Genomic DNA, 23,729 nt, shown 5'->3' with positions numbered 1-23,729 from the left:
GCGTCCCGGGCCCCCGATCCGTGTGACGATCAGACTCGTGCGGCGGCACCCACCGCGTCGGCGACGGACCGGTAACCGTGCGCGCGGAGTTTGCGGGCGATGCCCTTGTTGATGCGGCGCGCCCAGAACGGGCCGCCGTAGATGAATCCGGTATAGCCCTGGACCAGGGACGCACCCGCGAGGATGCGTTCGAAGGCCTGCTCGGGTGTCTCGATGCCGCCGACCGAGACCAGCGTGAACCCGTCACCGACTCGGCCGCGCAACCGGCGCAGCACCTCGAGTGATCGCTCGGCCACCGGCGCACCCGACAGACCACCCGCGCCGATCTCCTCGATCCGGCTGTGCGGGGTGTTCAATCCGTCGCGGCGGATGGTGGTGTTGGTGGCGACGATACCGGCGAGGCCGAGTTCGAGCGCCAGGTCGGCCACCGCGTCGACGTCCTCGTCGGACAGATCCGGGGCGATCTTGACGAGCACCGGCACGGTGACGGTGTCCAGGACCGCGGCGAGGATCGGGCGCAGCGACTCGACGGCCTGCAGATCCCGCAGACCCGGGGTGTTGGGGGATGAGACATTGACGACCACGAAATCGGCGAGCGGGCCGAGGAGCCGAGCGCTCTCGGTGTAGTCCTCGGCGGCCTGCTCGGCCGGCACGACCTTCGTCTTGCCGATGTTCGCGCCGATCGGCACGGTGCGGCGCCGCTGCCGCAGCCGGTTGGCGGCCTCGCCGGCCCCGTGGTTGTTGAACCCCATCCGGTTCACGATCGCCCGATCCTCGGGCAGGCGGAACAGACGTGGCTGCGGGTTACCCGGCTGTGCCTGCGCGGTCACGGTGCCGATCTCGGCGAACCCGAAGCCGAGCGGACCCCAGACGTTCACACCGGTGGCGTCCTTGTCGAAGCCCGCGGCCAGGCCCACCGGGTTGGGGAACTCGACGCCGAACACCGAGTTGCGCAGCACCGGGTCGTCGACGACGAGGATCTTCGACACGAGGGTCCGCAACGGCTCGAACCTGGTCGCCCAGCGCATCGCCAGGAAGGCGAAATGATGGGCTCGTTCCGGCGACAACAGGAACATGAGCCGAAGAAGCAAGCGGTACACGGACAACTCCCTGCAGGCCCGGGCATGGCCCGGGGTGGTGATCAGCGGACGGTGGGTTCGGGGACGTGATGAGGCGTCTTGCGGCGCCGGAGCAGCACGCGGCGGCTACCGTCCGGGTACAGACGCACCCGGGTGAGTTCCCAGCCGTGGAACTCCGCGGAAATCGCCAGCCGCATCGACGCGCTCACCCGGGAGACGTCCCGGGGGAGCTTCAGCGGCACGTACTCGTAGTCGTCGTTGCTGGTGTCCCAGCCGACAGGTAACCGGGTGAACCGGCCGAGTCGCTCGTTCGCCATCACTGTCCTTCGATCGGGATCCGTTGCAGACCGTCACCGGTCGCCGATGCGATCACCAGAGCCGCGTCGACCGGATCGACGGCGATCGAGTTCGGTTGCCGCACCGTTGCGAAGCGGTGGCGTTCTCGCGGGATCCCGGTCGAAAGATCGTAGCCCACGACCTCGTTGCTGCCGGTCAGAGTTACCCAGACCAGATCCCGCGTTTCGTCGTAGGTGACAGCGTACGGGGCGGGACCGACGGGATAACGCTGGCGCAGGACGATCGCGTCGAGGGTGTAGACGAGCAGCTCGTCGCCGGTGGTGTCGGTGACCATCACGCGCCCGAACGGGTCGGTGGCCAGTTGTGTCGCTCCTTCACCGGCGCGCAGCGCGGGACCGAGATGGGCGTCGGCGAGGTCGAGTTCGGTGAGCGAGGTCTGTCGGCGATCGAGCGCCGCGACGGCGTCGCCGGTGACGGCGAGGGCGTCGACCGACGCGAGGCCACCGACGGTGGTGCCCACCTCACCGGAGTCGGGGTCGACGACCAGCACGCGGCCGTTGTCGGTCCCGACGACCCAGCGACCGTCGGACAGTACGGCCGCCGACGCTGCGGTGCCGTCGACCGGAACCTCGGTGAGCGTGCCGTCGGCGACGTCGATACGCAGCACGGCGCCGGATGCGGGGGCGAGCACACTGCCGTCCGGTCCGGCCACGACAGTCGCCGCGGACGACGGCAGGTCCACCAGACGCGGTTCGGACTCGGCGTCGTCGAACAACGCCACCCGAGCACCGTCGTCGACGAGTGCGGCGAAGGTACCGGTGGACGGTTCGACGACCAGGGCGTCGACCTGCAGGTCGAGGGGGTGGACGTCGCCGGCGGGGGACGGGCCGACCTCGGGCGCGGCTGCCGGAGTGGCGGGTTCGATGGTCTGCAGTACGTCCGGGGTGCTCTCCGACGAGCAACCCGCAAGCGCGACCAGCGCGATCGCACCCACCATCGTGACCGCCCGGATGCCCGCTCTGCCCATCGTTGCTGCTCCTCGTCCTCGGATTCGACTCGCACCTGCCGGACGCTTCCCGGCGACCGGCGCACCGACCCTCAGTGTTCCTGATGCCGGTCGCGGGAAAGAAATCAGGACACCGCCCACCGGGCCGGATGTGACCTGCTGCTCAGCTCTGCGTCGAGGCGGACCGGTCGCGGCCCGGACGGCGGGGCAGCACGAGTGGGGTGCCGGTCTCGGGGTGGCGGCCGATCGCCACCGGGTACTGGTAGACGCGTCCGAGCAACTCCTCGGTGAGGACCTCGTCGGGTGCGCCGTCGGCGACGATGCGGCCCTGTTCGAGCACGCACACGCGGTCGGCATAGGCCGCGGCGAGGCCGAGATCGTGCAGCACCACCACGACGGCGTGTCCGTCGTCGGCGCGGGCCCGCACGACCTGCATGACCGCCTCCTGATGGCCGAGATCCAGCGCCGCGGTGGGTTCGTCGAGCAGCAGCGTCTCGGTGTTCTGGGCGAGGACCCGCGCGAGCGCCACCCGGGCGCGTTCCCCGCCGGACAGCGCCGGGAACGGACGATCGGCCAGGTGGGTGACATCGCAGGTCGCGAACGCGTCGGCGACGATGCGATCGTCGTCGTCCTGCCGTGGTGTGCGCGCCCACGCGGCACGGCCCATCCGCACGACCTGCCGAGCGGTGAACGGGAAGCCGACGGTGTGCTGCTGGGGCAGCACGGCGCGGCGGCGCGCCAGCGCGATCGACGACCACCGCTCGAGGGGACGGCCCTCGATCTCGACCCTGCCACCGCTGATCGGATGGTCGCCGGACAGCGCCGCGAGCAGAGTCGACTTGCCCGCCCCGTTCGGCCCGACGAGCGCGACGACCTCCCCGGTGCGGACCTCGAAGTCGACGCCGTGCAGGATCTCACGTTCTCCGCGCCGCAGTCGCACGTCGACCGCGCGCATCGTCGCGGTGCCCGGCGCCGAGCGGGCGGGGACGGCAGTCGCGGGAGACCCGAAGGAGCGGGGGAGCAGCCTCATGCCCATCCGCCCTGCTTCGCGCGGGTGCGGCGCAGCATCAGGAAGAAGACCGGGCCGCCGATGAGCGCGGTGATCATGCCGAGGGGCAGGTCGGCGTTCTCGACGAGGGTGCGCGCCCCGAGATCGGCGGCGAGCAGGACGACCGCCCCGGCGAGTACGCTCGCCGCGACCAGCACCCGGTGGGCGGGGCCGAGCACGAGGCGCATCAGATGCGGCACGACCAGGCCGACGAACATGATGATGCCGGTGAAGGCTGTGGCGGCGCTGACCAGCACGGCGACCGCCACGATCGACAGCTGCCGGATGCGTTCGACGTCCACGCCCAGATGCCGGGCGACGCTCTCGCCGAGCGCAAGCAGGTCGAGTTTCGGGGCGAGCAGCCCGGCGACGAGCACACCGGCGAGGGTGAGCGGGGCGACCACCGCGACGATCTCCCAGGTGGCGCCGCCGAGACTGCCGAGCTGCCAGAACACGATCTGGTCGCGGGCGGCAGGACTGGCCACGAAGGTGAAGAACGCGATGAGGCCGCCGGCGACGGCGTTGACGGCGACGCCCGTGAGGATCACGGTGACGACCTCGGTGCGCCCGTTGGACCGGGACAGCACGTAGACCAGCACGGTGGTGATCAGGCCGGAGACGAGGGCGGCGCCGGCCAGTGCCCAGCCGGCGGTGAACACACCGCCGAGCACGATCACCGCGGACGCGCCGACGGCGGCACCGGAGGACACACCGATCACGCCGGGTTCGGCGAGGGGATTGGCGAAGATGCCCTGCAACAGCGCGCCGGAACAGCCGAGGGCAGCACCGACGAGCATCGCCAGCACCACCCGGGGGAAGCGCACCTCCCACAGCGTCACCTCCCCGGCCGGGTGGGCGGGCAGCGGCCCGAGGTCCAGCCCGATCCGGTGCAGCAGACTGCCGACCACCTCGGCGGGGCTCGTGGGCACCTGCCCGAGACACGCCGAGACCACGGCCAGCGCGAGCAGGGCGACGACGAGTCCGGCGAGGACGACGGTGGTGCGACCCCACCCGGCCTTCCGCAGTGCTCGATCGGGCAGACCGGTGGCCTCGGTGACTTCTTCGCTCACGGACATGCGGCGATCACGACCGGTCCGACGGGTAGAACGCCTCGACGAGTGCGGCCAGGACCTTGCCGGTCTGCGGACCGAAGCTGAGCAGGGTCGAATCGTCCATGTCCACGATGGTGCCCGTCTTCCCGGCCGGGGTCTGCGCGACCCCCGGGAGCTGCGCGAGCCCGTCCGGTCCGCCCACGGAGTCGAGACTGCGGGTCATCACCAGGATGATGTCGGGCGCCGAGGCGATCATCGCCTCGCTGGTGATCGGCACGAACTGCGCGTCCAGGCCGGCGAGGACGCCGGCGTCGCGACCACCGGCGGCCGCGACGAGCGTGTCGGCACCGGAGCCGGGACCGCCGAGCATCTTGATCGCCGAGCCGCGCAGGTAGAGGAAGGCGACGGTGGGTTCGGGATGGTCGGCGGGGATCGAGTCCTTCGCCGCGGCGATCTCGTCCAGCGTCCGTTGCGCGAGTGCGGCCCCGGCCTCGGCGACACCGAGCGCGGCGGCGACCACCTCGATGTCGCCGGCGACCGTGTCGAGGGATCGTTCCGGGTCGACGAACACCACGGGCACACCGGTCGCGCGGATCTGCTCCTGAACGGCCGGCGGTCCGATGGAGGTGTCGGTGAGCACGACAGTCGGGTTCAGCGCGAGGATTGCCTCGGCGTTGAGACCGTGCCCGCCGGGCGTGACGTTGGGGACGTCCTCGATCGCGGGGAACGACGGGGTGGAGCGGCCGACGAGCCTGTCGCCGAGACCGAGGGAGTAGACGGTCTGGGCGAGGGTGCCGGAGCGATCGGCCACCACGATCCGGGAGATGTCGGTGATCGTGGTCTCGACACCGTCGACGCCGCGCACCGTGGCCGGCAGCACGGGTGCCGGGTCGGTGGTGATCGGCTCGGGTTCGGAGTCGACGACCGCGGTGCGCGGACCGGGGGCGATGTCGGTGGCGGTCGCATCGTCGGTGGTGGGAGCGCTGCACGCGGCGACGAAGAACACGCCCAGTACCGCGATCAGCGCGACCGGGAAGCGGAGCGGAGAACGGAACATCGCTCAGGCACGCACCCGGTAGCGGTCGATGTCGCGCGCGAGGTCGGCGAACAGGGCACCGTTGAGCCCGTACACCAGGTTCGCCTCGTCGATCACGGCCTGCTGCTGGTCGCCGTCGAGCGGGGCGGCGTCGAGCTTCGCGCGGTAGGTGTCCTTGAACGGTTTGATCTTCGGGATCTCGTCGAAGATGTAGAAGCGAAGCCCGTCGCGCTCGTAGCCGTACGCGCGTCCGAGCATGCGGCGGATGATCTGACCACCGGACAGGTCGCCGAGATATCGCAGGTAGTGGTGCGCGAGGAAGGCTTCCGGGGACACCGCCGCGACCTGCTCGAGCCGGTCGACGTAGGCGACGGTTGCGGGCAGCGGCGCGATGCGGTCGCGCCAGTCGGAGCCGATGAGGAAGTCGAGATCGGCTTCGAGCGCGGCGGTGCGGAGCAGTTCGTCGCTGAGGAAGGGGCCGGCGATCGGGTCGTCGGCATAGTTGCGGCCGATCCGTTCGAGGCTGTCGTAGACGAACCAGGTCTGCGCGATGAGCGCGGCGTGGGCGTCGGTCGACAGCGTGCCCCCGAGGAGTTCCGAGACGAACACGGAGTTCTCGGTGTCGCTGTGCGCCTGCTGGGTCTCGAGCCGGATGCGTTCGGCGAATCCGACGACTTCGGTCGTGGCCATCGACCGACCTCCCTCATGTTGCCTGTACCGAATGTACTCGGCAGGCTAGCCTAACCTTCGGGATCGGAGCGGGGTGCGGGCAGTGTCGCCGAGATCACGCGCTCACGTCGTCGAGCGCCGCGGCGATCGCCGGCGGCAACGCCAACTCCTCCGCGACCAGCACTCCGGTCAGCTGTGCGAGATCCCGTGCGCCCACGAGCGTCGACGCTACGTGCGGCCGGTCGCGCACCCACGCCAGGGCCACCGCGAGCGGCGATGTGCCGAGTCCGTCGGCGGCCGTGGCCACCGCGTCGACCACCCGCACCGCGGATTCGGTGAGATAGCGGCGCACCTCCTCGGTGTGCACGTCGTCGGCGCCCCGCGAATCCGCCGGCACACCCGACCGGTACTTACCGGTGAGCACACCGCCTGCGAGCGGGACCGCTGCGAAGACGCCCACTCCGTGATGCGCGGCGGCGGGGATCAGTTCCTCCTCGACGCCGCGAGCGAGGAGGGAGTACTCGACCTGCGTGCTGATCAGCGGAGCCGGGCGCCGAGCCGCGGCTGCCGCGGTGGCGAGTTGCCAGCCGAGATAGCCGCGCACCCCGACGTAGCGCACACGTCCGCTGGTCACCGCGAACTCGAGGGCGTCCATCACCTCGTCGACGGGTGTGTGCGGATCCCACGTCGCGACCTGCCACACGTCGAGGTGGTCGGTGCCGAGTTCACGAAGGGTCGCGTCGAGCTGGTTGAGCAGCCCCGATCGGGAGCAGTCCACCCGGCCGGAACCGAGGGTGGTGGTGTCGATGCCGGAGCTGCCCGAGAGCACGAGCTGGTCGCGGGGCACCACGTCGTCGAGCAGTTCGGCGAGGATCCGCTGCGCGACCCCGTCTCCGTAGGCGGGGGAGGTGTCGACGAGCGTGCCTCCCACATCGACGAAGGCCGACAGCTGGGCCGCAGCCTCGTCGCCGTCCGTTCCGCGACCCCATGTCAAGGTGCCCAGGCCGAGCCGTGAAACCCGCAGGCCGCTCGCACCGACTGTCCTGTATTCCATAACCGTCCGCGTTTCCTCCCGACACGACGGGACGTCGCCGCGCTCGGCCACGACCCCGGTACTGCACCCTAATGCGCGCGACCCGCCGCGCAGCGTCCGGCGCGCCGACCGATCGGGCACCACGTACCCTTCGCCGAGTGAGAATTGCTCCCTGCATCCGAGACCGTCGACCCGTCCCCACCGCAGCCTCCGTGCCGGGAGTCGCCGCATGATCGGCGAATCCATGACCTGGCTGCAGACGATCGTGCTCGGCATCGTGCAGGGGCTCACAGAGTTCCTGCCGATCTCCTCGTCCGGCCACATGCGGATCGTCTCGGAGATCTTCTTCGGTGAGGACGCCGGCGCGTCCTTCACCGCGGTCACTCAGCTGGGCACCGAGGCGGCCGTGCTGGTCTTCTTCGCCGGCGACATCGGGCGGATCCTGAAGGCCTGGTTCCGTGGTCTGTTCCATCGCGAGCACCGTGCCGACCACGACTACAAGATGGGTTGGTACGTCATCCTCGGCACCATCCCGATCGGCATCCTCGGTGTGCTGTTCAAGGACGACATCCGCACCGTCGCTCGCAATCTGTGGCTCGTGGCGACGATGCTCATCGTGTTCTCGATCGTCATCGCCGCCGCCGAGTACTTCGGCAAGCAGCGGCGCGACGTGAGTGAACTCACGCTCAAGGACGGTCTGATCATGGGCTCGGCGCAGGCGCTGGCCCTGATCCCCGGCGTGTCCCGCTCCGGCGGAACCATCTCCGCGGGCCTGTTCCTCGGGCTCACCCGCGAGGCCGCGGCCCGGTACTCGTTCCTGCTCGCCATCCCCGCTGTCGTCGCCTCCGGTCTGTTCAGCCTGCCCGACGCCTTCGAACCGGCCGGCGAGGGACTCAACGCCTCGGGGGCGCAGCTGCTCGTCGCGACCCTGATCGCGTTCGCCGTCGGCTACGCGGCGATCGCGTGGTTGCTGCGCTTCGTCGTCAACCACTCGATGTACTGGTTCGTCGGTTACCGGGTGATCCTCGGTGCGGTCGTGCTGGCGCTGCTCGCCACGGGCGTGGTCTCCGCCACCTGACCGGCTGCCGGCAGGCAGTGCCTCTAGGCTGGGCGCATGACGGTCATCCTGCTGCGGCACGGACGCTCGACCGCGAACACCTCGCACGTGTTGGCAGGTCGATCGCCCGGTGTCGAACTCGACGAGGTCGGCCACGTCCAGGCGAAGAATCTCGTCACCCGCTTCGCCGGGCTCGAGATCACCGAGATCGTGCGGTCGCCCCTGCTGCGCTGCCGGCAGACGGTGCAGCCGCTCGCGACCGATCGCGGACTCGAACCGGTCGTCGACGAACGACTCGCCGAGGTCGACTACGGGCAGTGGACCGGACGTGAACTGAAGGAACTGGTGAAGGAACCGCTGTGGGCGGTCGTGCAGCAGCACGCGTCCGCGGCGGTCTTCCCGGACGGCGAAGGGCTCGCGCAGGTGCAGTCCCGGGCGGTCGCCGCGATCCGCGAGCACGACCGGCGCCTGCGCGAGACGCACGGCAAGGACGTCGTGTGGATCGCGTGCAGTCACGGCGACGTCATCAAGTCGATCCTCGCCGACGCGCTCGCGACCCACCTCGACGCGTTCCAGCGGATCGTCGCCGAACCGGCGTCGATCAGCATCGTCCGGTACACCGACACCCGGCCGTTCGTGCTGCGCGTGAACGACACCGGTTCGGACCTGTCCGGGCTCGCCGGCCCGTCCGAACCCAAGTCCGTGCCCGGTGGGGAAGTCCCCGGCGCGGTCGAGGAACCCGGCGACCCACCTCAGGGGCACCGACAGGAGACGGCGCGCGGATAATGGCAGTGACCGTCATGGCAGAGTGTGGGGACTCGAGGAGGTGTGATGGCCCGCGCAATACACGTGTTTCGAACCCCGGATCGGTTCATCGCCGGCACCGTCGGTGAACCGGGCGACCGGGTGTTCTATCTGCAGGCCGTGCACGAGTCCCGTGTCGTGAGCGTGCTTCTGGAGAAGCAGCAGGTGCAGATCCTGGCGGACCGGATGGGCCTGCTCCTCGAAGAGGTGCAGCGCCGGTTCGGCACCGTGATCCCCGACGACCCCGCAGTCGACGTCAGCCCGCTGGTGACACCGATCGAAGCGGAGTTCCGCGTCGGCACGATGGGTCTGGGCTGGGACGCCGATGCCGGCTCGGTGGTGGTCGAACTGCTCGCGGTCACCGACACCGAACTCGACGAATCGGTGGTGCTCGACGACACCGAGGAAGGCCCCGACGCCGTGCGGGTGTTCCTCACCCCGGTGCAGGCCCGCGAGTTCGCGGCCCGCTCCGAACTCGTCGTCTCTGCCGGTCGCACCCCGTGCCCGCTGTGCGGCGAACCGATCGGCGCCGACGGGCACATCTGCATCCGCACCAACGGCTATCTGCGCACCCCCGGATTCGATCCGGCCTCGTGGTTCGGCGAGGAAGAAAGCTGACCACGTGACGACGCCGGACGTGCGGACCGTGCTGACCGACGGCGACCTCACCGTCGTCGGGCAGATCGTGCACGCGAGCAACGCCACCCTCGTGTGCGACGCGCAGCACGGCGACACCGTCGTGCGGTGCGTCTACAAACCCGTCCGAGGGGAGCGGCCGCTGTGGGATTTCCCCGACGGTACCCTCGCCGGACGCGAGGTCGCCTCGTACGTGATCTCCGAGGCGCTCGGCTGGGACGTCGTTCCGCTCACGGTGCTGCGCGACGGGCCGTACGGGCCCGGCATGGTGCAGCGTTGGATCGACACGGTCGACTCGGCGCAGGGCGCCACGGAACGACTGGATCTGGTGGATCTGTGCCCGGCCGGAGCGGTGGTGAAGGGTTGGCTGCCGATCCTGCGCGCTCGGGATCTGGACGGCGACGAGGTGGTGCTCGTGCACGCCGACGATCCGCGGCTGCAGCGCATGGCGGTGCTCGACGTCGTCCTCAACAACGCCGACCGCAAGGGCGGTCACGTCCTCGAAGGTCTCGACGGCCACGTCTACGGCGTCGATCACGGCATCTGCCTGCACCAGGACGACAAGCTGCGCACCGTGCTGTGGGGATGGAGCGGCGAGGTGGTCGATCCGGTCCTGCTCGCCGATCTCGACAAGCTGCTGCGCCGGTTCGACGGCGGGTTCGCCGAGGAGTTGCACGAGCACATCACCGGCGCCGAGGTCCGGGCGTTGCAGCGCCGGATCACCCGCCTGCTCGAGCATCCCGTGATGCCGCATCCGCGCGGCGACCGGCGCATTCCCTGGCCCGCCTTCTGAGGCCTCGGCCGTTCGCCTGCCGTACGCCCGGGTGCCCGCGCGGAGCGCTCCCGCGACTCCATTAGGCTCGTAGTCATGCAATCTTGGTCCGACGTCGCGATCCCGTCCGTCCCCGGCCAGGGGCCTCCGCTGCGGTTGTTCGACACCGCGGACCGAGCGGTGCGTCCGGTCACCCCGGGCGGCACCGCGACGATGTACGTGTGTGGCATCACCCCCTACGACGCCACGCACCTCGGCCACGCCGCCACCTACCTGACCTTCGATCTGGTCAACCGCATCTGGCGCGACGCGGGCCTCGACGTGCACTATGTGCAGAACGTCACCGACGTCGACGACCCGCTGTTCGAACGCGCCGAGCGCGACGGTGAGGACTGGGTCGTCCTCGGCATGCGCGAGACCGCCCTGTTCCGTGAGGATATGGAGGCGCTGCGGGTACTGCCCCCCCGCGACTACATCGGCGCGGTCGAGTCGGTGAACGAGGTCGTCGAGCTCGTCGAGAAGCTCGTCGCCTCCGGTGCGGCGTACATCGTCGACGATGCCGAGTACCCCGACGTCTACTTCCGGACCGATGCCACCGAGCAGTTCGGCTACGAGTCCGGCTACGACCACGACACGATGATGCAGTTCTTCGCCGAGCGCGGCGGCGACCCGGAGCGTCCCGGCAAGCGCGACCCGCTCGACGCCCTGTTGTGGCGCGCGCAGCGTCCCGGCGAACCCGCCTGGCCGTCGCCTTTCGGTGACGGACGCCCCGGCTGGCACATCGAGTGCGCGGCCATCGCCCTCAACCGCATCGGCTCGGGTTTCGACGTGCAGGGCGGTGGCAGCGACCTGATCTTCCCGCACCACGAGTACTCCGCCGCGCATGCCGAAGCCGTGACCGGCGACCGGCGTTTCGCCCGGCACTACGTGCACACGGGCATGATCGGCCTCGACGGCGAGAAGATGTCGAAATCGCGCGGCAACCTGGTGTTCGTCTCCAAGCTGCGCGGCGAAGGCGTCGATCCGGCCGCGATCCGCCTCGGTCTGCTGTCCGGCCACTATCGTGTCGACCGGCCGTGGACGGATGAGGTGCTCTCCACAGCGCAGGCACGACTGGCGCTGTGGCGCGAGGCGGCGGCGTTGTCGTCCGCGTCGTCGGTCGAGGACACGATCGCGCGCCTGCGTCAGCATCTCGCCGACGACCTCGACACCCCGAAGGCCCTCGATGCCCTCGACGGGTGGGCGAAGTTCGCCGTCGAGCGCGGTGGTGACGACGCTGCGGCGCCAGGCCTGTTCGCGGACGCCGTCGACGCACTGCTCGGTGTGCCGTTGCGCTGACGCGCCCGTGCGTGGTTGTGGTAGCAGGCGTTACCACAACCACGCACGGGGCGGTTACGCCAACAGTAGTCCGCTTCCACCGGATTCACGCCGAACCCGCCGGACTCGAGGCTGATGAGAAACACCGGCGCCGCCCCGGACTTGAAGTCCTCGAGTACTTTTCCACGATCACGGGTCCTGCCGTCCAGATACGGGTAGTCGATTCCGGCAGCGTCGAGCTGTTCGAGCAGCGCATCGATCTTCGCGGAGTCGACTGTGCCGTGCGCGGCGTCGATCAGCGCCGAATCGAGACTCATCTGCTGCAGCAGTGTCAGCGACCGCAGGATCGTGAGGCGGTTGCTGTCGAGGTCGTCGATGAACCCGAGAATCTTCTGCCTCTCCCGCTGCAACTGCCGGTCGTAGAGGCCACGGTGCGCCTTGTGCGCGAATATGGTCGCCCGTACTACCGATAGCACGCACGGGGGAGTACGTGCACTGGCCGCAATCGCCGCAACACGCTACGATTGCGCCGATGACAACCTTCTCTGATCAAAGATTGGGGGCCCAGTTCGTGCACGGTGAGTGCTGATGCACCCTCCGACCGCGAACAGGATCGACCCCCGACTGTCCTTCTGGCTGCGCGTGCGCGAGTTCGCCGTGCCGGAGTCCATGATCGAGTCCTCAACCGACCTGCGTCTTGCAGGTGACTGGCGCGGTGCCTGTGCCGCAGCCGGATTCGATGTCGACATCGATCTGTCCGTAGTGGCCGACGCATACGGCGTCGACGTCGCCTCGCAGGTCTCGGACGACCTCCGTCACCTCGCACCCGACCTGCTGCGCTGGCACCTGCCACGCGTGGCCCCCGACGGACTTCTGCGCCCCGGGCTGACCATCACGTTGGCCCGATACGGGGACATTGAACCTGTGAAACGTGGCAGTGGAACAGGTTCCGTGCATCTGGTGGTCTGCACCGCTCCGACCTGGGCGGACGCCGGACAGCGGATCGTGCTGGCGTTGTGGGACGGCTCGGATTCCACGAACCATCCGCATCCGCGCCCCAACAGACGGTTCCGATTCGACCTCCACCGTCACCTGTGGGACGCGCGCAGGTCCGGCGAGCTGCGGACACGCGGTGGGACAGGGCAGGTGCCAGACGGGTGCCTCCTCGAACCCGACTGGGCCGCAGTGATTCCGGAGAACTGCGCCGTCGACTGCTGGGCGGCCGAATGCGACATCCTGCTCCGCGCACACGGTCAGCGCGACGGTCCCGTACGGGTGCGATGCGGGCGCCGGTGCGACGTGGTGGTGGAGATGGTGACCTTCGGTCCGGACTCTGCCGCGTTACGGATTGTGGACGACTACCCGCGCGGCCGGCTCGCCGCGCTCCCGGTGCTGCCCTATGCCGCGACCTGGGTGCCGCCCGACCTGGAGTTGATTCGGTCCGGAGCAATTACCGCCGACCGACTGCACCCGCTGGTTGCCGCCGCCTTGGATCCGGGCCGACCACCGTCGAAAACACCCCGGATGCAGAAGAAGGAGAACCGGATTCACCTGGTCGACTGCTGTGGTGGACGGCACCGGCTCGGACTGGTCGACGGCGTACTGACCGCGCTCGACCATGATCCCGCCGAGATTCGACGCGAGAAATTGCTCGCCCAACTGGGCGGCACCCCATTGTCGTGCCTTCACGTCATCGACCAGGTGCATCGCCGTCCGGACTGTCTGCCGGGCGTTCGTGAACGCTTGGACCACGGAGATGCCGCCGGGGCGCTGGCAATCGTCGAAGGGCTCCTCGGACCCGACGCGGTCTTCCGCGACGGCCCTCTGCTGGACGAACTCAGGGCATCCGTGGACCGCCGCAGCACCTACGAGCGGTACATTGCCGAACCAGTGGAACCACCGCCCCCAGCGCGACCCCGTACACTCGGACGGTCGCGCCGCACCCGATCACGCTGAACCTCCTACCTCACCGAAACTCACTGTCCGCAGCCTGACCAACCGGTCGTGTCCTGCTGTCCCTTCTGACATCCCAGGTGATGCACATGTCTTCCACACTCCTTCCCGGCCGTTCTCTGAACAACGAACTCGACAGTGCCGCAGCACTGTTGACGATGCTCGGCGCGGTGACCACCGAGCCTCGCCCCAACGACCGACTCGAAGCCCTGACCCTGGCGGTCGCCGCCGATCTACCGGTACTGCTGTGGGGTGAACCGGGAATCGGCAAGACCGCCGCCCTGACCCAACTCGCCGAGGCTGTCGACCTACCACTGACCACTGTCATCGCGAGTGTGCATGAGCCGTCGGACTTCTCGGGTCTTCCGGTTCTCGGAGACGACCCCGCAACTCACGGCGTCCCGATGGCACCACCCGACTGGGCCGTCCGACTCGTGCAGGCCGGGCGGGGACTGCTGTTCCTGGACGAACTGTCGACGGCTCCGCCTGCCGTGCAGGCGGCCCTCCTCCGTCTCGTCCTCGAAAGACGAATCGGGGCACTGCAACTCCCACCCGGTGTCCGCATCGTGGCTGCCGCCAACCCGCCGTCGTCGGCAGCGGACGGCTGGGAACTGAGTCCACCGTTGGCGAACCGATTCGTTCACCTGCACTGGACCTACGACCACGACGTGGTCGTCCGAGGTCTCGGCGGGACCTGGCCGCGCGCGACACTGCCGCGCCTCGACCCGGAGAAGTTCTCCGATGCGGTGACGTTCGCCCGCCGCGCGGTCTGTGAGCTGCTCAGCGCGCGACCCGCCCTTGTGCATCAACTCCCCAGCAGCCAGACCCGACGCGGCAGTGCCTGGCCGTCGCCGCGGAGCTGGGACATGACCGTGCGGCTGATCGCGTTCGCGACCGCCACCTCGTCGTCGAAGGACGTGTTGTCCTTGTTGGTCCGGGGGAGTGTCGGCGACGGACCCGGTTTCGAGCTACTGGCAGCCATCGAGCGTATGGACCTTCCGGATCCGGAGGCGCTGCTCGCCGACCCGGCGGCTGCCGACCTCCCCGAGCGCGGCGATCTGCGCCAGGCCGTTCTCGATGCGGTCGTCGCCGCGGTCCGCCGACAGCCGGGGAAGTCGCGCTGGGACGCGGCGTGGACCCTCCTGGTCACCGCCGCAGAATCCGGGCCGCCCGATCTCGTGGTCGTTCCGGCGACCACACTGGCCACCCTGCGCCGCGACGACTGGGAGGTGCCCGCATCGATCGACGAACTTGCCGGTGTCGTCTCGGTCGCTCGGTCAGCGGACGACGCCGCTGCGCAGGCCGGCCGATGACGACGTCACCGGTATTCGACGCGGACAAGATCTACGCCGCACGGTTGTATGCCGTTCGCGTCCGGCCTTATCTCGCGACGGCCTTGTACGCGCTGCACATCGTCGCGTCGCCGCGCGTACCGACCATCGGTGTCGACCGGCACTGGCGCTGCTACATCTCACCCGTCTTCGTCGCCCAGCGGCCGATCGAGGAGCTGGCGTCGATCCTTGTTCACGAAGTCTCGCATCTGCTGCGCGACCACCACGGGCGCAGCGACCGTTACGCCCGCGCGCACGACCTGGCCGGTCGCGCCGATCGACTACGCATGAACATCGCCGCCGATGCGGAGATCAACGACGATGCATTCGGTGACGGATTGCCACTACCCGACGACGCCGTTCTGCCGTCGACCCTGCAGTTGCCCGCCGGTCGGCTCATGGAGGACTATCTGCAGCAGTTCGGCCTCGGTCCGTGCACCGACAGGCTGGCCTGGCTCGACTGCGGCAGCGGTGCCGACGGTCTGAGCAGGGAGTGGGAGTGGGGACCGGAGGGGGCGAACGCCCTCAGCGACGAGCAACGGGACGCTGTGCGTTTCCGGGTGGCGCACAGCATCATGGGGCAGCCGGGCAGTGCACCTCGCGGGTGGCGGCGGTGGGCGGAGGAGGCTCTGCACCCGCCGCAGCCGTGGCGAACCCTGTTGGGCGCGGCGATCCGCTCGGCCACTTCCGCGTCCGGCGCCGGCGACGACTACACGTACCGTAGGCCTGCGCGACGCTCCGCGGCTGTGCCCGGAGCGGTACTGCCGAGTCTGCGGCGGACCCCACCGCGGGTCAGTGTCATCGTCGACACGTCGGGTTCGGTGAGCGATGCGGACCTGGGAAGCGCACTGATCGAGGTCGCTGCGATCGGTCGGGCTGTCGGCGGACGTCGTGACCTGGTCACGGTGCTGTCCTGCGACGCGGCCGCGCGGATTGTGCACCCGCTGTGCAAGGCCGAGGACATTCCTCTGGTCGGTGGCGGTGGCACGGATCTGCGCGCCGGGTTCGACAGGGCGTTGCGCGGGCGGCTCCGTCCCGATGTGGTGGTTGTCCTCACCGACGGGCAGACACCCTGGCCCAGCAGCCGTCCGGGCTGCCGAACGGTCGTCGGCCTATTCCCCCGCGTTGTGGCCCGCAGCGAATCGAACCCCGACTTCGTTCCGGACAGGCCGCCCGAATGGGCGCATGTGGTGGAGATCCGCACCTCGCGCACCTGAGCGGCATCGACACCGCAGCCATGGCACAGCGGGGACCGTGGTGGTTCAGCAGCAACGGTGGGGGCCGTTTCGATCTTTCCACCCGAGGGGACCTGTTACCCCGCCGACGCGACCTCGAACCAGGCGATCCGGTTCGGAGTGGGTGCATCGCGGTGTTCGCAGGCAGCGGTGAGCGCACCGGCACCGTGCGCGAGCCCACCGACTTCATGGTGCTCGGTACAGAGAACCTGCTCGCTCGCCAGGACCTGTGGGACGCCCTGGAGGATGAGGCCGCGGATCTGTCTGCCGAACCGTGGCCGGGCAACGATCTGCGATTCGTTGGCTTCGACGTCCCAGACAGTCGCGAACGGCCGGCAGCGGTCATGAACGCAGGGTGCCATCCAGTGGTGCGCTTGTGGAGAAACGCGGACCGGAACGGGGGTGTCGCTGGTTCGCGGAGCGCGACAGCGAATCTGGTGGCTCTGCCGTCGAATGTCGGTGCCGGGGGTTAGCGTCGAGTGGATATCCGCCAGAGGGAGGAGTAGCGATGAGCGTGGTCACGAGGAATCAACCACTCGGCACTCCCACCTGGATCGACCTGGGCATTCCGGATCTGGACCGGGCGATGGCCTTCTACGGGTCGGTTTTCGGTTGGGAGTTCGATGTCGGTTCCGAGGAGTACGGCAGGTACACGATGTGTCTGCTCGGCGGCAAGAAGGTCGCCGCGTTGATGCCGAATCCCGACGAGAGTGCCGGCAAGTTCTGGTGGAACGTCTATCTGGCGACCGACGATCTCGACGCGACCGTCGCTCGGTCCACAGACGCGGGTGGCACGTTGCTGATGGGGCCGATGGACATCGCCGACCAGGGTCGGCTGGCGATGGTGCGGGATCCGTCCGGTGCGCAGTTCGGCTTGTGGCAGGGGTGGGCACACGTCGGTTGCGAGCTGGTGAACGAGCCGAACACCTTGTTACGCAACGACTTGGTGACCCCGAATCCTGGCCCGGCGCGGGAGTTCTACGCGGCGGTGTTCGACTTCACCCTGGACGGGAACGACGACCTGCCCGGCGTGGACTTCACTTTTCTGCGCAGACCGGATGGGCACGAGGTCGGTGGCATCGTGGGTGACCCGACCGCCTCGGCGTCCTCGTGGGGCACGCTCTTCCAGGTCGTCGATGCCGACGTGGCGGTCGCCGCGGCTCGGGCCGGCGGGGGTATCGCGGACGATCCGACGGACATGCCGTACGGGCGGACCGCGGAGGTTACCGATCCGTTCGGTGCGAAGTTCACGGTGGGTTCCCCGCTGTTGGGTGTGCAGGGGTAGGGGCGTCCGTCGGCTCACAGCTGGTGTGTGCTCGGACGCCCTGTCGAGGTGGTGACGGTCCCCGAGTCCGAGTGGGGGCCTGCCGGCACGGGCGGCCGTTCACGGGAAGTTCCTTGTTCGTGGCGCGTGTGGCTGGGTGTGGGATCGGCTGAGGGTCCAGCGGTGGTGCGGGGGCGGAGCGGTGAGGACGCGTAGGGAGCGTCGCGTCTTCAGTCGGTGTCGTCAGACACTGACGGGGAGTTCGGGTCGGTGCGTTCGGCCGGGTCCGGCCGTGGGCGTGGGACAGGGGCGTCGAGCGGTTGGCGGTCGGCCTCCGCGCTGAAGGCGACCTCGACGGTTTCCTCGGGGCGGCGTTCTTCCATCTTCGCCAGCATTGTCATGGCGGTCTTGTCCTGTGGGGTGAACGGGGGCTGGGTCAACGAACGGGGCCAGAGGCGGTAACGCAGGACGACGTTGATCTCGGCGGCGAGCAGGGTGAGGCGGGCACCGAGATACAGCCACGACAACAAGCCCAGGACGATCGCGAAGAAGCCGTACACATCGGTGGTGTGGGCAAGGGTGTAGCGGACGAACCAGTCACCGATGCGTTGCAGGATCTCCCAGAACACGGTGGCGATGACCGCGCCCACAGCGACATCGCGTACCCGCACCGTTTTCGACGTCAGGACGGTGAAACTGACCAGGAAGACCGCGAAGTTGACCACCGCGCCGGCGGCCGTGGCCCAGGCGCCCGAGAGGGGACCGAAGCGGGAGGCGAATCCGATCAGGGTGGTCGAGACCAGGATCCCGACGCCGAGCAGCACCAGGATCGTCAATCCGCGGACCCGGCGGCCGACGAATCCGGGCCAGTCCTTGAACGGTACGTTCCACACGGTGTTCATGGCGTTTTGTGCGGCCTGCCCGATGCCCTGCGCCCCGTACAAGGCACCGAGTATCCCGAGGACGAGGGCGACGCCGTTGCCACGCAGCGGATGGGTGGAGCTGCGCAGTTGGGTGCCGAGGATTGGAAAGTCGGCAAGCGCGGAGTTGATCATTTGTTGCTCGAGGTCGGGATGGCTGCCGAGGACGAACCCGAGGATCGTCGAGAACAACAGCAGCAGAGGGAACACCGCGAACAGTCCGTAGAAGGCGATGATGGTGGCTTTGCCGCCGGCCTGGTCGTTGCCGAACTTCTGGACGACGGCGAACGGCAGTCCGAGCACGGCGTGCCGTTGCTGGAAACGGTCGATGCGGCGCACCACGGTCTCTGCGCGGCTTATTCCGTTCGGCTGGCTCATTGCGTGTACCTGATTCTTCGCCGCGCCACCTGCGTCCGGTTTCATTCTCCGCCGACCCAGGGTTCCGCTCCGTAGACGTGTTCGACCTCCGGCACCGGGAGTGCACCGGTGGTCGGTGTGAAGCAGTGTCTCCGCTGGGCTGGGCTCCTGCCCCGATGTCGATTCTCGTGCAGCCGCCCTCGGTGACGACCATCCCGCGCGAGAATTCCGACTCGATCTGATCCGAAAGGCCGACTCCTGGAACTGGTCGTTCTGCATTTCGGCAGCGATAACGAGCTTCTTGACTCACGTGATCGACGACGAAGGCCCTTCCATCATCAACGTCACCTGTTCCTACATCAGTCCCAAGCACGTCGAACCGGTGGGGACGTCGGCGCGCTACCGCGATGGGCGTTGAGGGAGGGTGCGCGCATCGGTGTGACGATGGTCCGAGTGGAAGCCCCTCCGCACCGAGCAACATCGGTACGTTCGGTGGATCTCGAAAGGTTTGCTCAGTCTCGTGTGGCGACGTGGTCGTCGAGGAAGTTCTTCAACCCGCCGCTGAACACGTCGTTGTCGTCGCCGGCGACCATGTGGCCGGCCCCGGCGACATCGATGACGCTGGCGTGCGGGATCAGTTCGAGAAGTTCCTTGACACCATCTGCGCTGACCACATTCGATTGCGCACCACGCACGAGCATCGTCGGCACGGTGATCGCGGCCGCGGCGGCCCGGGCACGCTGGTATTGCACGATCGCGTCGGTTTGGCGGGTGGGTTCGTCGCCGGCGCGCAGGAACGCCGGATCCCAATGCCAGTACCAGCGACCCTCCCGCAGGCGAAGATTCTTGCGCAGCCCGTCGGGGTTGGGGGTGCGGACCCGATTGGGGGTGTAGGCGGCGATCGCGGCGGCCGCGTCGTCGAGACTGACGAATCCGTCGAGGCCGCTGCGCATGAATGCACCGATCTGCGCGGTGCCGGCGGTTTCGACCTTGGGGGCGATATCGACCAGCACCACCGCGCGTGCGAGGTCGGGATTTTCGCCCTGCCCGATCAGCGAGGTCATTCCGCCCATGGAAGCGCCGACGAGGACCGGTTTCTCACCGAGGGCGTCGATGACGCAGGTCAGGTCGGCGACGAGGGCGTCGATGCCGTAGTTGCCGTCGGGGGCCCAGTGGCTGTCGCCGTGGCCGCGTGCGTCGAGGGCGAGGGTGGTCCAGCCGTCGGCGGCGAGGCGGGCTCCGGTGTGGCGCCAGGAGTGGCGGGTCTGCCCGCCGCCGTGGAGTAACAGCACCACGCCCTTGCTCATGTCGCCCGCTCCGCGGGGCGCGTCGGTCGGGGGGTCCCATCGGTCGGCGGCCAGGGTCAGGCCGTTGCCGCGAAATTCGCATTGTGTGACTACGGGATTCATAGAGTTCCTCATCAACGAGTATCGAGTCGAGTCTTTGTCTTCTTGGTCTACCACGGGGTGAACAATGATTCACCTTGGGACTCGGTGAGCGGACGTATGTGACGTCGTCCGATTGGTGAAAGACGATGATGCATGCACCTTGGATTCGGCCCGAGGGCGCGCATGGAGTCGGGGGGGACACCCCCGTAGCTGCCATGTTCGCCGCGACAGCCGTGGCGAGTTGTTGCCGTGCTGCTCGTCGATGCTTCGTGACGGCACGAGATATCCGATGCTGCGGGTCGTCGTCGACGTGCTCGTCTCGATGCCACTCCGTGTGGCGGTGATCATCTTGGTATACGTGACGCTCATGTTGCCGTTCGCGACCCGCATGCAGTTATCGTCGATGTTTGCGCTCGGCGACACCTATCTCGAGGCGTCCCGGGTGAGCGGTGCCGGCTTCGTGGCCGCCAACCTGAAGATCTTGCTGTCGCTCACGTGCGGCGTCGCCGTGTCGAAATGAAAGCTGCAGACTGATTGTCCGAGGTCTTCTGCGGCAGTGCCTTTCGGATTATTGCAGTCCGTTTCTGCTGTGCTCATCGGCGGTCGGATCGACCGCTGCAAAGTGCCGCGTCTTTGGACGCGGAGCGAAACTGGGCGGCTGTGCAGTGTTGCGAGCTGACGCGGAATTACCGGGCAGGGGCGTTCTGCTCGGTAACAACGAACACGGGTGAAAGGGGACGGCCGGATCCGGTCCGTCCAGATTCAACGAATTCCGGGGTTCTCCTGCTTACTCGAGCTTTTCGGTTCTCGTTCCGCCATGCCGCCTGCGTAGCGTTCACGGTGTCGATGGGGACGCGGAGGACCTGTCGGCGTCGGTCTCGGGTGCTGGTATACCGGCGCTGTTCTTCCGATCGAGCGGGAGCGGACTGTGTCGTCAGTCGCGTAGTTCGAAGCTCGGGAAACGCTGGCCTGGCTGCGTGGATCGGTACGACACCCGCACCGGGCAATCGGGCCGGAACGGAATCTCACCGTCGATCCAGGAATAGACCCAGGGGCCCTCGTCGAGTTCGATGATGGCCAGGACCGACGGACAGGGTGTACCCCGCAGGGGGTCGGGGGCGCCGTCGACGACCCGGCACGAGACGATCACCCCCGCGCCGGCCGAATCGATCGGCTCGAGAATGTCGGAGCCGCACCCGTGGCAGGTGGTCGTCGACGGTGCCAGCACCGTGGCGCAGCCTCGGCATTTCCAGATGACGAGCTTTCCGAACCGGATGGTCGGCTTGTGGGCGTGACCACGGGACGGAGGCAGTGCGGGAAGGTGGCCGCCGGTACGCGGTAGCGGCGATCGGTGTCGGTGGACCATGGCGGGGCTTTCGATCGAGCGGGTAGGACAGCTGACACCCTGCGCCTGCCGGGGTGGGAGGCCCGGATGCCCTGCCTGCAGGGGGGATGGAGGAGGCAGGGCATCCGGGCGGGGTCGAGTCGTCGACCCGGGATCCACGATCCGCCTACAGGGGGGATGACGGGTCGTGGCATCGGATGGGAGGTCGCATTGTCGGTCGCGGCGCTTCTCGTCTATGTTTACGGTACTCGGTACCTAAAATCAAGAGTTGGGTAGAAAAAAGGGGGAACAGGATGGTCGTCGGCAGGCGCGGACGTCCGCAGGTGTCTTCTCGCGCACAGGTCGAGGCGGCTGCGTTCGAGTTGTTCCTCGAACGGGGCTATACCGAGACGTCGATCATGGATATCGTTGCGGCCGCGGGGATCAGCAGGACCACCTTCTTCCGGTACTTCCCCAACAAGGCGGCGCTGGTGTGGTCTCCTTTCGAGGAGGGCACCCGCGATCTGCAATCCGCGTTGGACACGGTCGATGATGATGTGCCGGTGATGGAGGCGATCCGGGCCGGGGTGTTCGATTCGGTGGTGCCCCGACTCGACGACGAGGGTCTGTGGAGGGCCCAGTTTCGGATCCTGGATACCTCGCCGGAGTTGCAGGCCGAGGGTGCGCAACGGTGGTTGGCGTGGGCCGAGGTCGTGGCGAGGTTCGTTGCGTCCCGTATCGGTGTTCGTCCGACGGCGGTGGTGCCGGCCAGTATCGGGGGTGCGGTGCAGGGCGCTGTGCTTGCTGCTCTGCGCGACAGTGTGGAGGTTCCCGCGTTCGGCGGCGATCTGCTGTCCGTGCTCGACACGTCGCTGGTATCGCTGGGGCGGAATCTGCAGAAGTGGATCGATGAACAATAGATGAGGCAGGTGTGCGATCGGTGTCGACATCGGCGTCGGTCGGGAGGCTGCTCATCGGTCGCCCGGTCCCTACAGGACAGCCAATTCAGGCGCCGATCTTCCTGCTGTTCGTCAGCTCTGCGTTCGTACCCACCGAGACGATGCCGCACCGGTGCGATGGTTCGCCGGGAATCAACCGATGACCGCGCTCGTCGACCCGATGCGGGACATCCTCGCCCAGCAACCGGTGGGCGGCGCAGGCTTCCCGTCGGATTGATTGCGGCACTGTCTGGCTCCCACAATTAGATGAGCGCGCTGGTCGTGTGCATCGTCGGCGGTGGACGTGGCTTGTGCTTGTCGCGCATCTAGGGCATGTTTCAAGAGTGATTTTGAACCGCGTTCCGTCAGAAGGAGTGTCGCAGTCGTCGAATGAGTGAGGCCTCCGGTATCTGGGTTTAGCGACCAAGCAAACCTGGATATCTCGGAGACCTCGTGCCCAGCGTAGCGGTAGCGGGGCGAGCGGACCTCACCGACGCGTAGTGGGCGCGTCTGGCTCCGCTGCTGCCCGGCGTCAAGAAGACCGGCCGTCCACCGAAGTGGCCGAAACGTCAGCTCATCGACGGTATCCGCTGGCGCATCCGCGTCGGCGCCCCGGGGCGGGATGTGCCGGACCGCTACGGCCCCTGGCAAACGGTGTACGGGTTGTTCCGTCGCTGGCAGGGTGACGGAACCTGGGCACAGGTGCTGACCCGGTTGCAGACGATGGCCGACGCCGTCGGCGGGATCGCCTGGCACGTCAGCGTCGACTCGACGATCATGCGGGCGCATCAGCACGCGGCCGGCGCCGGTCACCACGGGCACGAGCAAGTCGAACCACCTGGTGGCGTCGTGATCGCGCCCACGCAATGGGTCGCTCGCGGGGTGGGTGGACGACGAAGTTGCATCTGGCGTGCGAGCAGCATCGGCGCCCGCTCGCGTTGCTGTTGACCGCCGGTCAGCACGGGGACAGCGGCACGCGGTCGAATTCGGCATCAACCAACTCGAGCAGTTCCGGGCGGTGGCGACCCGCTACGACAAACTCGCGGTGCGGTATCTGGCCACCGTCCAGATCGCCGCGATCGTCAGTGGCTATGAGGCAGAGACCTTTTGAAACACGCCCTAGCCTCAGCTCGCTCGGCTCTGCCTGAGGATCTACGCCGTCCGTGGGAGAACGCTCACCTCGCAACGATTGTCCCCGGCAGTCGAAGAATGC

Annotated in this window: 24 protein-coding genes and 1 pseudogene; 13 read left to right on the top strand and 12 right to left on the bottom strand. The window is 68.3% G+C overall.

The window, feature by feature from the left end:
- Positions 1–29: 29 nt before the first annotated feature.
- From GON09_RS06545 to GON09_RS06510, 8 genes are all read right to left on the bottom strand, one after another.
- The gene (locus GON09_RS06545) at positions 30–1,100 is read right to left on the bottom strand and encodes a quinone-dependent dihydroorotate dehydrogenase (protein ID WP_213931099.1); all 1,071 of its coding nucleotides are present in this window, start codon (positions 1,098–1,100) and stop codon (positions 30–32) included.
- Positions 1,101–1,141: 41 nt separating this feature from the next.
- Positions 1,142–1,396 carry a DUF5703 family protein gene (locus GON09_RS06540; protein ID WP_213931098.1) on the bottom strand — a complete coding sequence of 85 codons (255 nt, stop codon included), beginning with the start codon at positions 1,394–1,396 and terminating at the stop codon, positions 1,142–1,144.
- Positions 1,396–2,403, bottom strand: coding sequence for a hypothetical protein (locus GON09_RS06535; RefSeq protein WP_213931097.1), 1,008 nt, complete (start codon positions 2,401–2,403; stop codon positions 1,396–1,398). Before GON09_RS06535 ends, GON09_RS06540 begins: the two co-directional genes overlap by 1 nt.
- A 142-nt stretch (positions 2,404–2,545) precedes the next feature.
- Positions 2,546–3,418 carry a heme ABC transporter ATP-binding protein gene (locus tag GON09_RS06530; protein ID WP_213931096.1) on the bottom strand — a complete coding sequence of 291 codons (873 nt, stop codon included), beginning with the start codon at positions 3,416–3,418 and terminating at the stop codon, positions 2,546–2,548.
- Complete coding sequence (locus tag GON09_RS06525) at positions 3,409–4,506, bottom strand: FecCD family ABC transporter permease (RefSeq protein WP_244865414.1); 1,098 nt, start codon at positions 4,504–4,506, stop codon at positions 3,409–3,411. The genes GON09_RS06530 and GON09_RS06525 overlap by 10 nt, the downstream gene beginning before the upstream one ends.
- A gap of 7 nt (positions 4,507–4,513) precedes the next feature.
- The gene (locus GON09_RS06520; RefSeq protein WP_213931095.1) at positions 4,514–5,539 is read right to left on the bottom strand and encodes a heme/hemin ABC transporter substrate-binding protein; all 1,026 of its coding nucleotides are present in this window, start codon (positions 5,537–5,539) and stop codon (positions 4,514–4,516) included.
- Between the two features lie 3 nt (positions 5,540–5,542).
- A complete protein-coding gene (locus GON09_RS06515; protein WP_213931094.1) occupies positions 5,543–6,208 on the bottom strand; it encodes a biliverdin-producing heme oxygenase in 666 nt (221 codons plus the stop codon).
- Positions 6,209–6,302: 94 nt separating this feature from the next.
- On the bottom strand, positions 6,303–7,241 hold the full coding sequence (locus GON09_RS06510) for an aldo/keto reductase (RefSeq protein WP_059383563.1): 939 nt from the start codon (positions 7,239–7,241) through the stop codon (positions 6,303–6,305).
- Positions 7,242–7,452: 211 nt separating this feature from the next.
- Here GON09_RS06510 and GON09_RS06505 point away from each other — a divergent pair, with 211 nt between their 5' ends.
- The 5 genes from GON09_RS06505 to mshC all read left to right on the top strand — a co-directional run bounded on the left by GON09_RS06505 (position 7,453) and on the right by mshC (position 11,827).
- Positions 7,453–8,298: an undecaprenyl-diphosphate phosphatase gene (locus GON09_RS06505; protein WP_213934321.1), complete on the top strand. Its 846-nt coding sequence runs from the start codon at positions 7,453–7,455 to the stop codon at positions 8,296–8,298.
- A 36-nt stretch (positions 8,299–8,334) separates the two neighbouring features.
- Positions 8,335–9,063, top strand: coding sequence for a histidine phosphatase family protein (locus tag GON09_RS06500; protein ID WP_213931093.1), 729 nt, complete (start codon positions 8,335–8,337; stop codon positions 9,061–9,063).
- A 45-nt stretch (positions 9,064–9,108) separates the two neighbouring features.
- Positions 9,109–9,699: a DUF3090 domain-containing protein gene (locus GON09_RS06495; protein ID WP_213931092.1), complete on the top strand. Its 591-nt coding sequence runs from the start codon at positions 9,109–9,111 to the stop codon at positions 9,697–9,699.
- A gap of 4 nt (positions 9,700–9,703) precedes the next feature.
- Positions 9,704–10,510: an SCO1664 family protein gene (locus tag GON09_RS06490; RefSeq protein ID WP_213931091.1), complete on the top strand. Its 807-nt coding sequence runs from the start codon at positions 9,704–9,706 to the stop codon at positions 10,508–10,510.
- 75 nt (positions 10,511–10,585) lie between these two features.
- Entirely contained in the window at positions 10,586–11,827 is a 1,242-nt protein-coding gene (gene mshC, locus GON09_RS06485; protein WP_213931090.1) for a cysteine--1-D-myo-inosityl 2-amino-2-deoxy-alpha-D-glucopyranoside ligase, read from the top strand.
- Positions 11,828–11,886: 59 nt separating this feature from the next.
- Here the strand turns inward: mshC and GON09_RS28300 are convergent.
- A pseudogene (locus GON09_RS28300) lies at positions 11,887–12,249 on the bottom strand (helicase); the annotation flags it as partial.
- 139 nt (positions 12,250–12,388) lie between these two features.
- On the opposite strand from GON09_RS28300, the gene GON09_RS06475 reads away from it, so the two are divergent.
- From GON09_RS06475 to GON09_RS06460, 4 genes are all read left to right on the top strand, one after another.
- A complete protein-coding gene (locus tag GON09_RS06475) occupies positions 12,389–13,762 on the top strand; it encodes a hypothetical protein (RefSeq protein ID WP_374195286.1) in 1,374 nt (457 codons plus the stop codon).
- An 80-nt stretch (positions 13,763–13,842) separates the two neighbouring features.
- Entirely contained in the window at positions 13,843–15,072 is a 1,230-nt protein-coding gene (locus tag GON09_RS06470) for an AAA family ATPase (RefSeq protein WP_213931087.1), read from the top strand.
- A complete protein-coding gene (locus GON09_RS06465) occupies positions 15,069–16,307 on the top strand; it encodes a vWA domain-containing protein (RefSeq protein WP_213931086.1) in 1,239 nt (412 codons plus the stop codon). The genes GON09_RS06470 and GON09_RS06465 overlap by 4 nt, the downstream gene beginning before the upstream one ends.
- A gap of 526 nt (positions 16,308–16,833) precedes the next feature.
- Positions 16,834–17,610: a VOC family protein gene (locus GON09_RS06460; RefSeq protein WP_213931085.1), complete on the top strand. Its 777-nt coding sequence runs from the start codon at positions 16,834–16,836 to the stop codon at positions 17,608–17,610.
- A gap of 209 nt (positions 17,611–17,819) precedes the next feature.
- Here GON09_RS06460 and GON09_RS06455 read toward each other — a convergent pair whose 3' ends face one another.
- Positions 17,820–18,887 carry a YihY/virulence factor BrkB family protein gene (locus GON09_RS06455; protein ID WP_244865412.1) on the bottom strand — a complete coding sequence of 356 codons (1,068 nt, stop codon included), beginning with the start codon at positions 18,885–18,887 and terminating at the stop codon, positions 17,820–17,822.
- A gap of 491 nt (positions 18,888–19,378) precedes the next feature.
- Positions 19,379–20,275, bottom strand: a complete 897-nt coding sequence (locus GON09_RS06450) for an alpha/beta fold hydrolase (RefSeq protein WP_060654488.1) — start codon at positions 20,273–20,275, stop codon at positions 19,379–19,381.
- Positions 20,276–20,543: 268 nt separating this feature from the next.
- Between GON09_RS06450 and GON09_RS06445 the strand changes: the two genes are divergently transcribed.
- Positions 20,544–20,774: a hypothetical protein gene (locus GON09_RS06445; RefSeq protein WP_213931084.1), complete on the top strand. Its 231-nt coding sequence runs from the start codon at positions 20,544–20,546 to the stop codon at positions 20,772–20,774.
- Between the two features lie 414 nt (positions 20,775–21,188).
- Here GON09_RS06445 and GON09_RS06440 read toward each other — a convergent pair whose 3' ends face one another.
- Positions 21,189–21,482: a Zn-ribbon domain-containing OB-fold protein gene (locus GON09_RS06440; protein ID WP_244865411.1), complete on the bottom strand. Its 294-nt coding sequence runs from the start codon at positions 21,480–21,482 to the stop codon at positions 21,189–21,191.
- A 440-nt stretch (positions 21,483–21,922) separates the two neighbouring features.
- On the opposite strand from GON09_RS06440, the gene GON09_RS06435 reads away from it, so the two are divergent.
- The 3 genes from GON09_RS06435 to GON09_RS28975 all read left to right on the top strand — a co-directional run bounded on the left by GON09_RS06435 (position 21,923) and on the right by GON09_RS28975 (position 23,627).
- A complete protein-coding gene (locus GON09_RS06435) occupies positions 21,923–22,498 on the top strand; it encodes an acyl-CoA-like ligand-binding transcription factor (RefSeq protein ID WP_307854331.1) in 576 nt (191 codons plus the stop codon).
- 528 nt (positions 22,499–23,026) lie between these two features.
- Positions 23,027–23,464: a transposase gene (locus GON09_RS06430; protein ID WP_374195389.1), complete on the top strand. Its 438-nt coding sequence runs from the start codon at positions 23,027–23,029 to the stop codon at positions 23,462–23,464.
- Positions 23,403–23,627 carry a hypothetical protein gene (locus GON09_RS28975; RefSeq protein ID WP_374195285.1) on the top strand — a complete coding sequence of 75 codons (225 nt, stop codon included), beginning with the start codon at positions 23,403–23,405 and terminating at the stop codon, positions 23,625–23,627. The genes GON09_RS06430 and GON09_RS28975 overlap by 62 nt, the downstream gene beginning before the upstream one ends.
- Positions 23,628–23,729 lie beyond the last annotated feature (102 nt).

It is taken from the genome of Rhodococcus sp. B50, assembly GCF_013602415.1.
In the GTDB taxonomy this organism is placed as follows: Bacteria; Actinomycetota; Actinomycetes; order Mycobacteriales; family Mycobacteriaceae; genus Rhodococcus.
The sequence above is the reverse complement of the archived record's forward strand: the minus strand, read 5'-3'. Positions and strand labels throughout refer to the sequence as shown.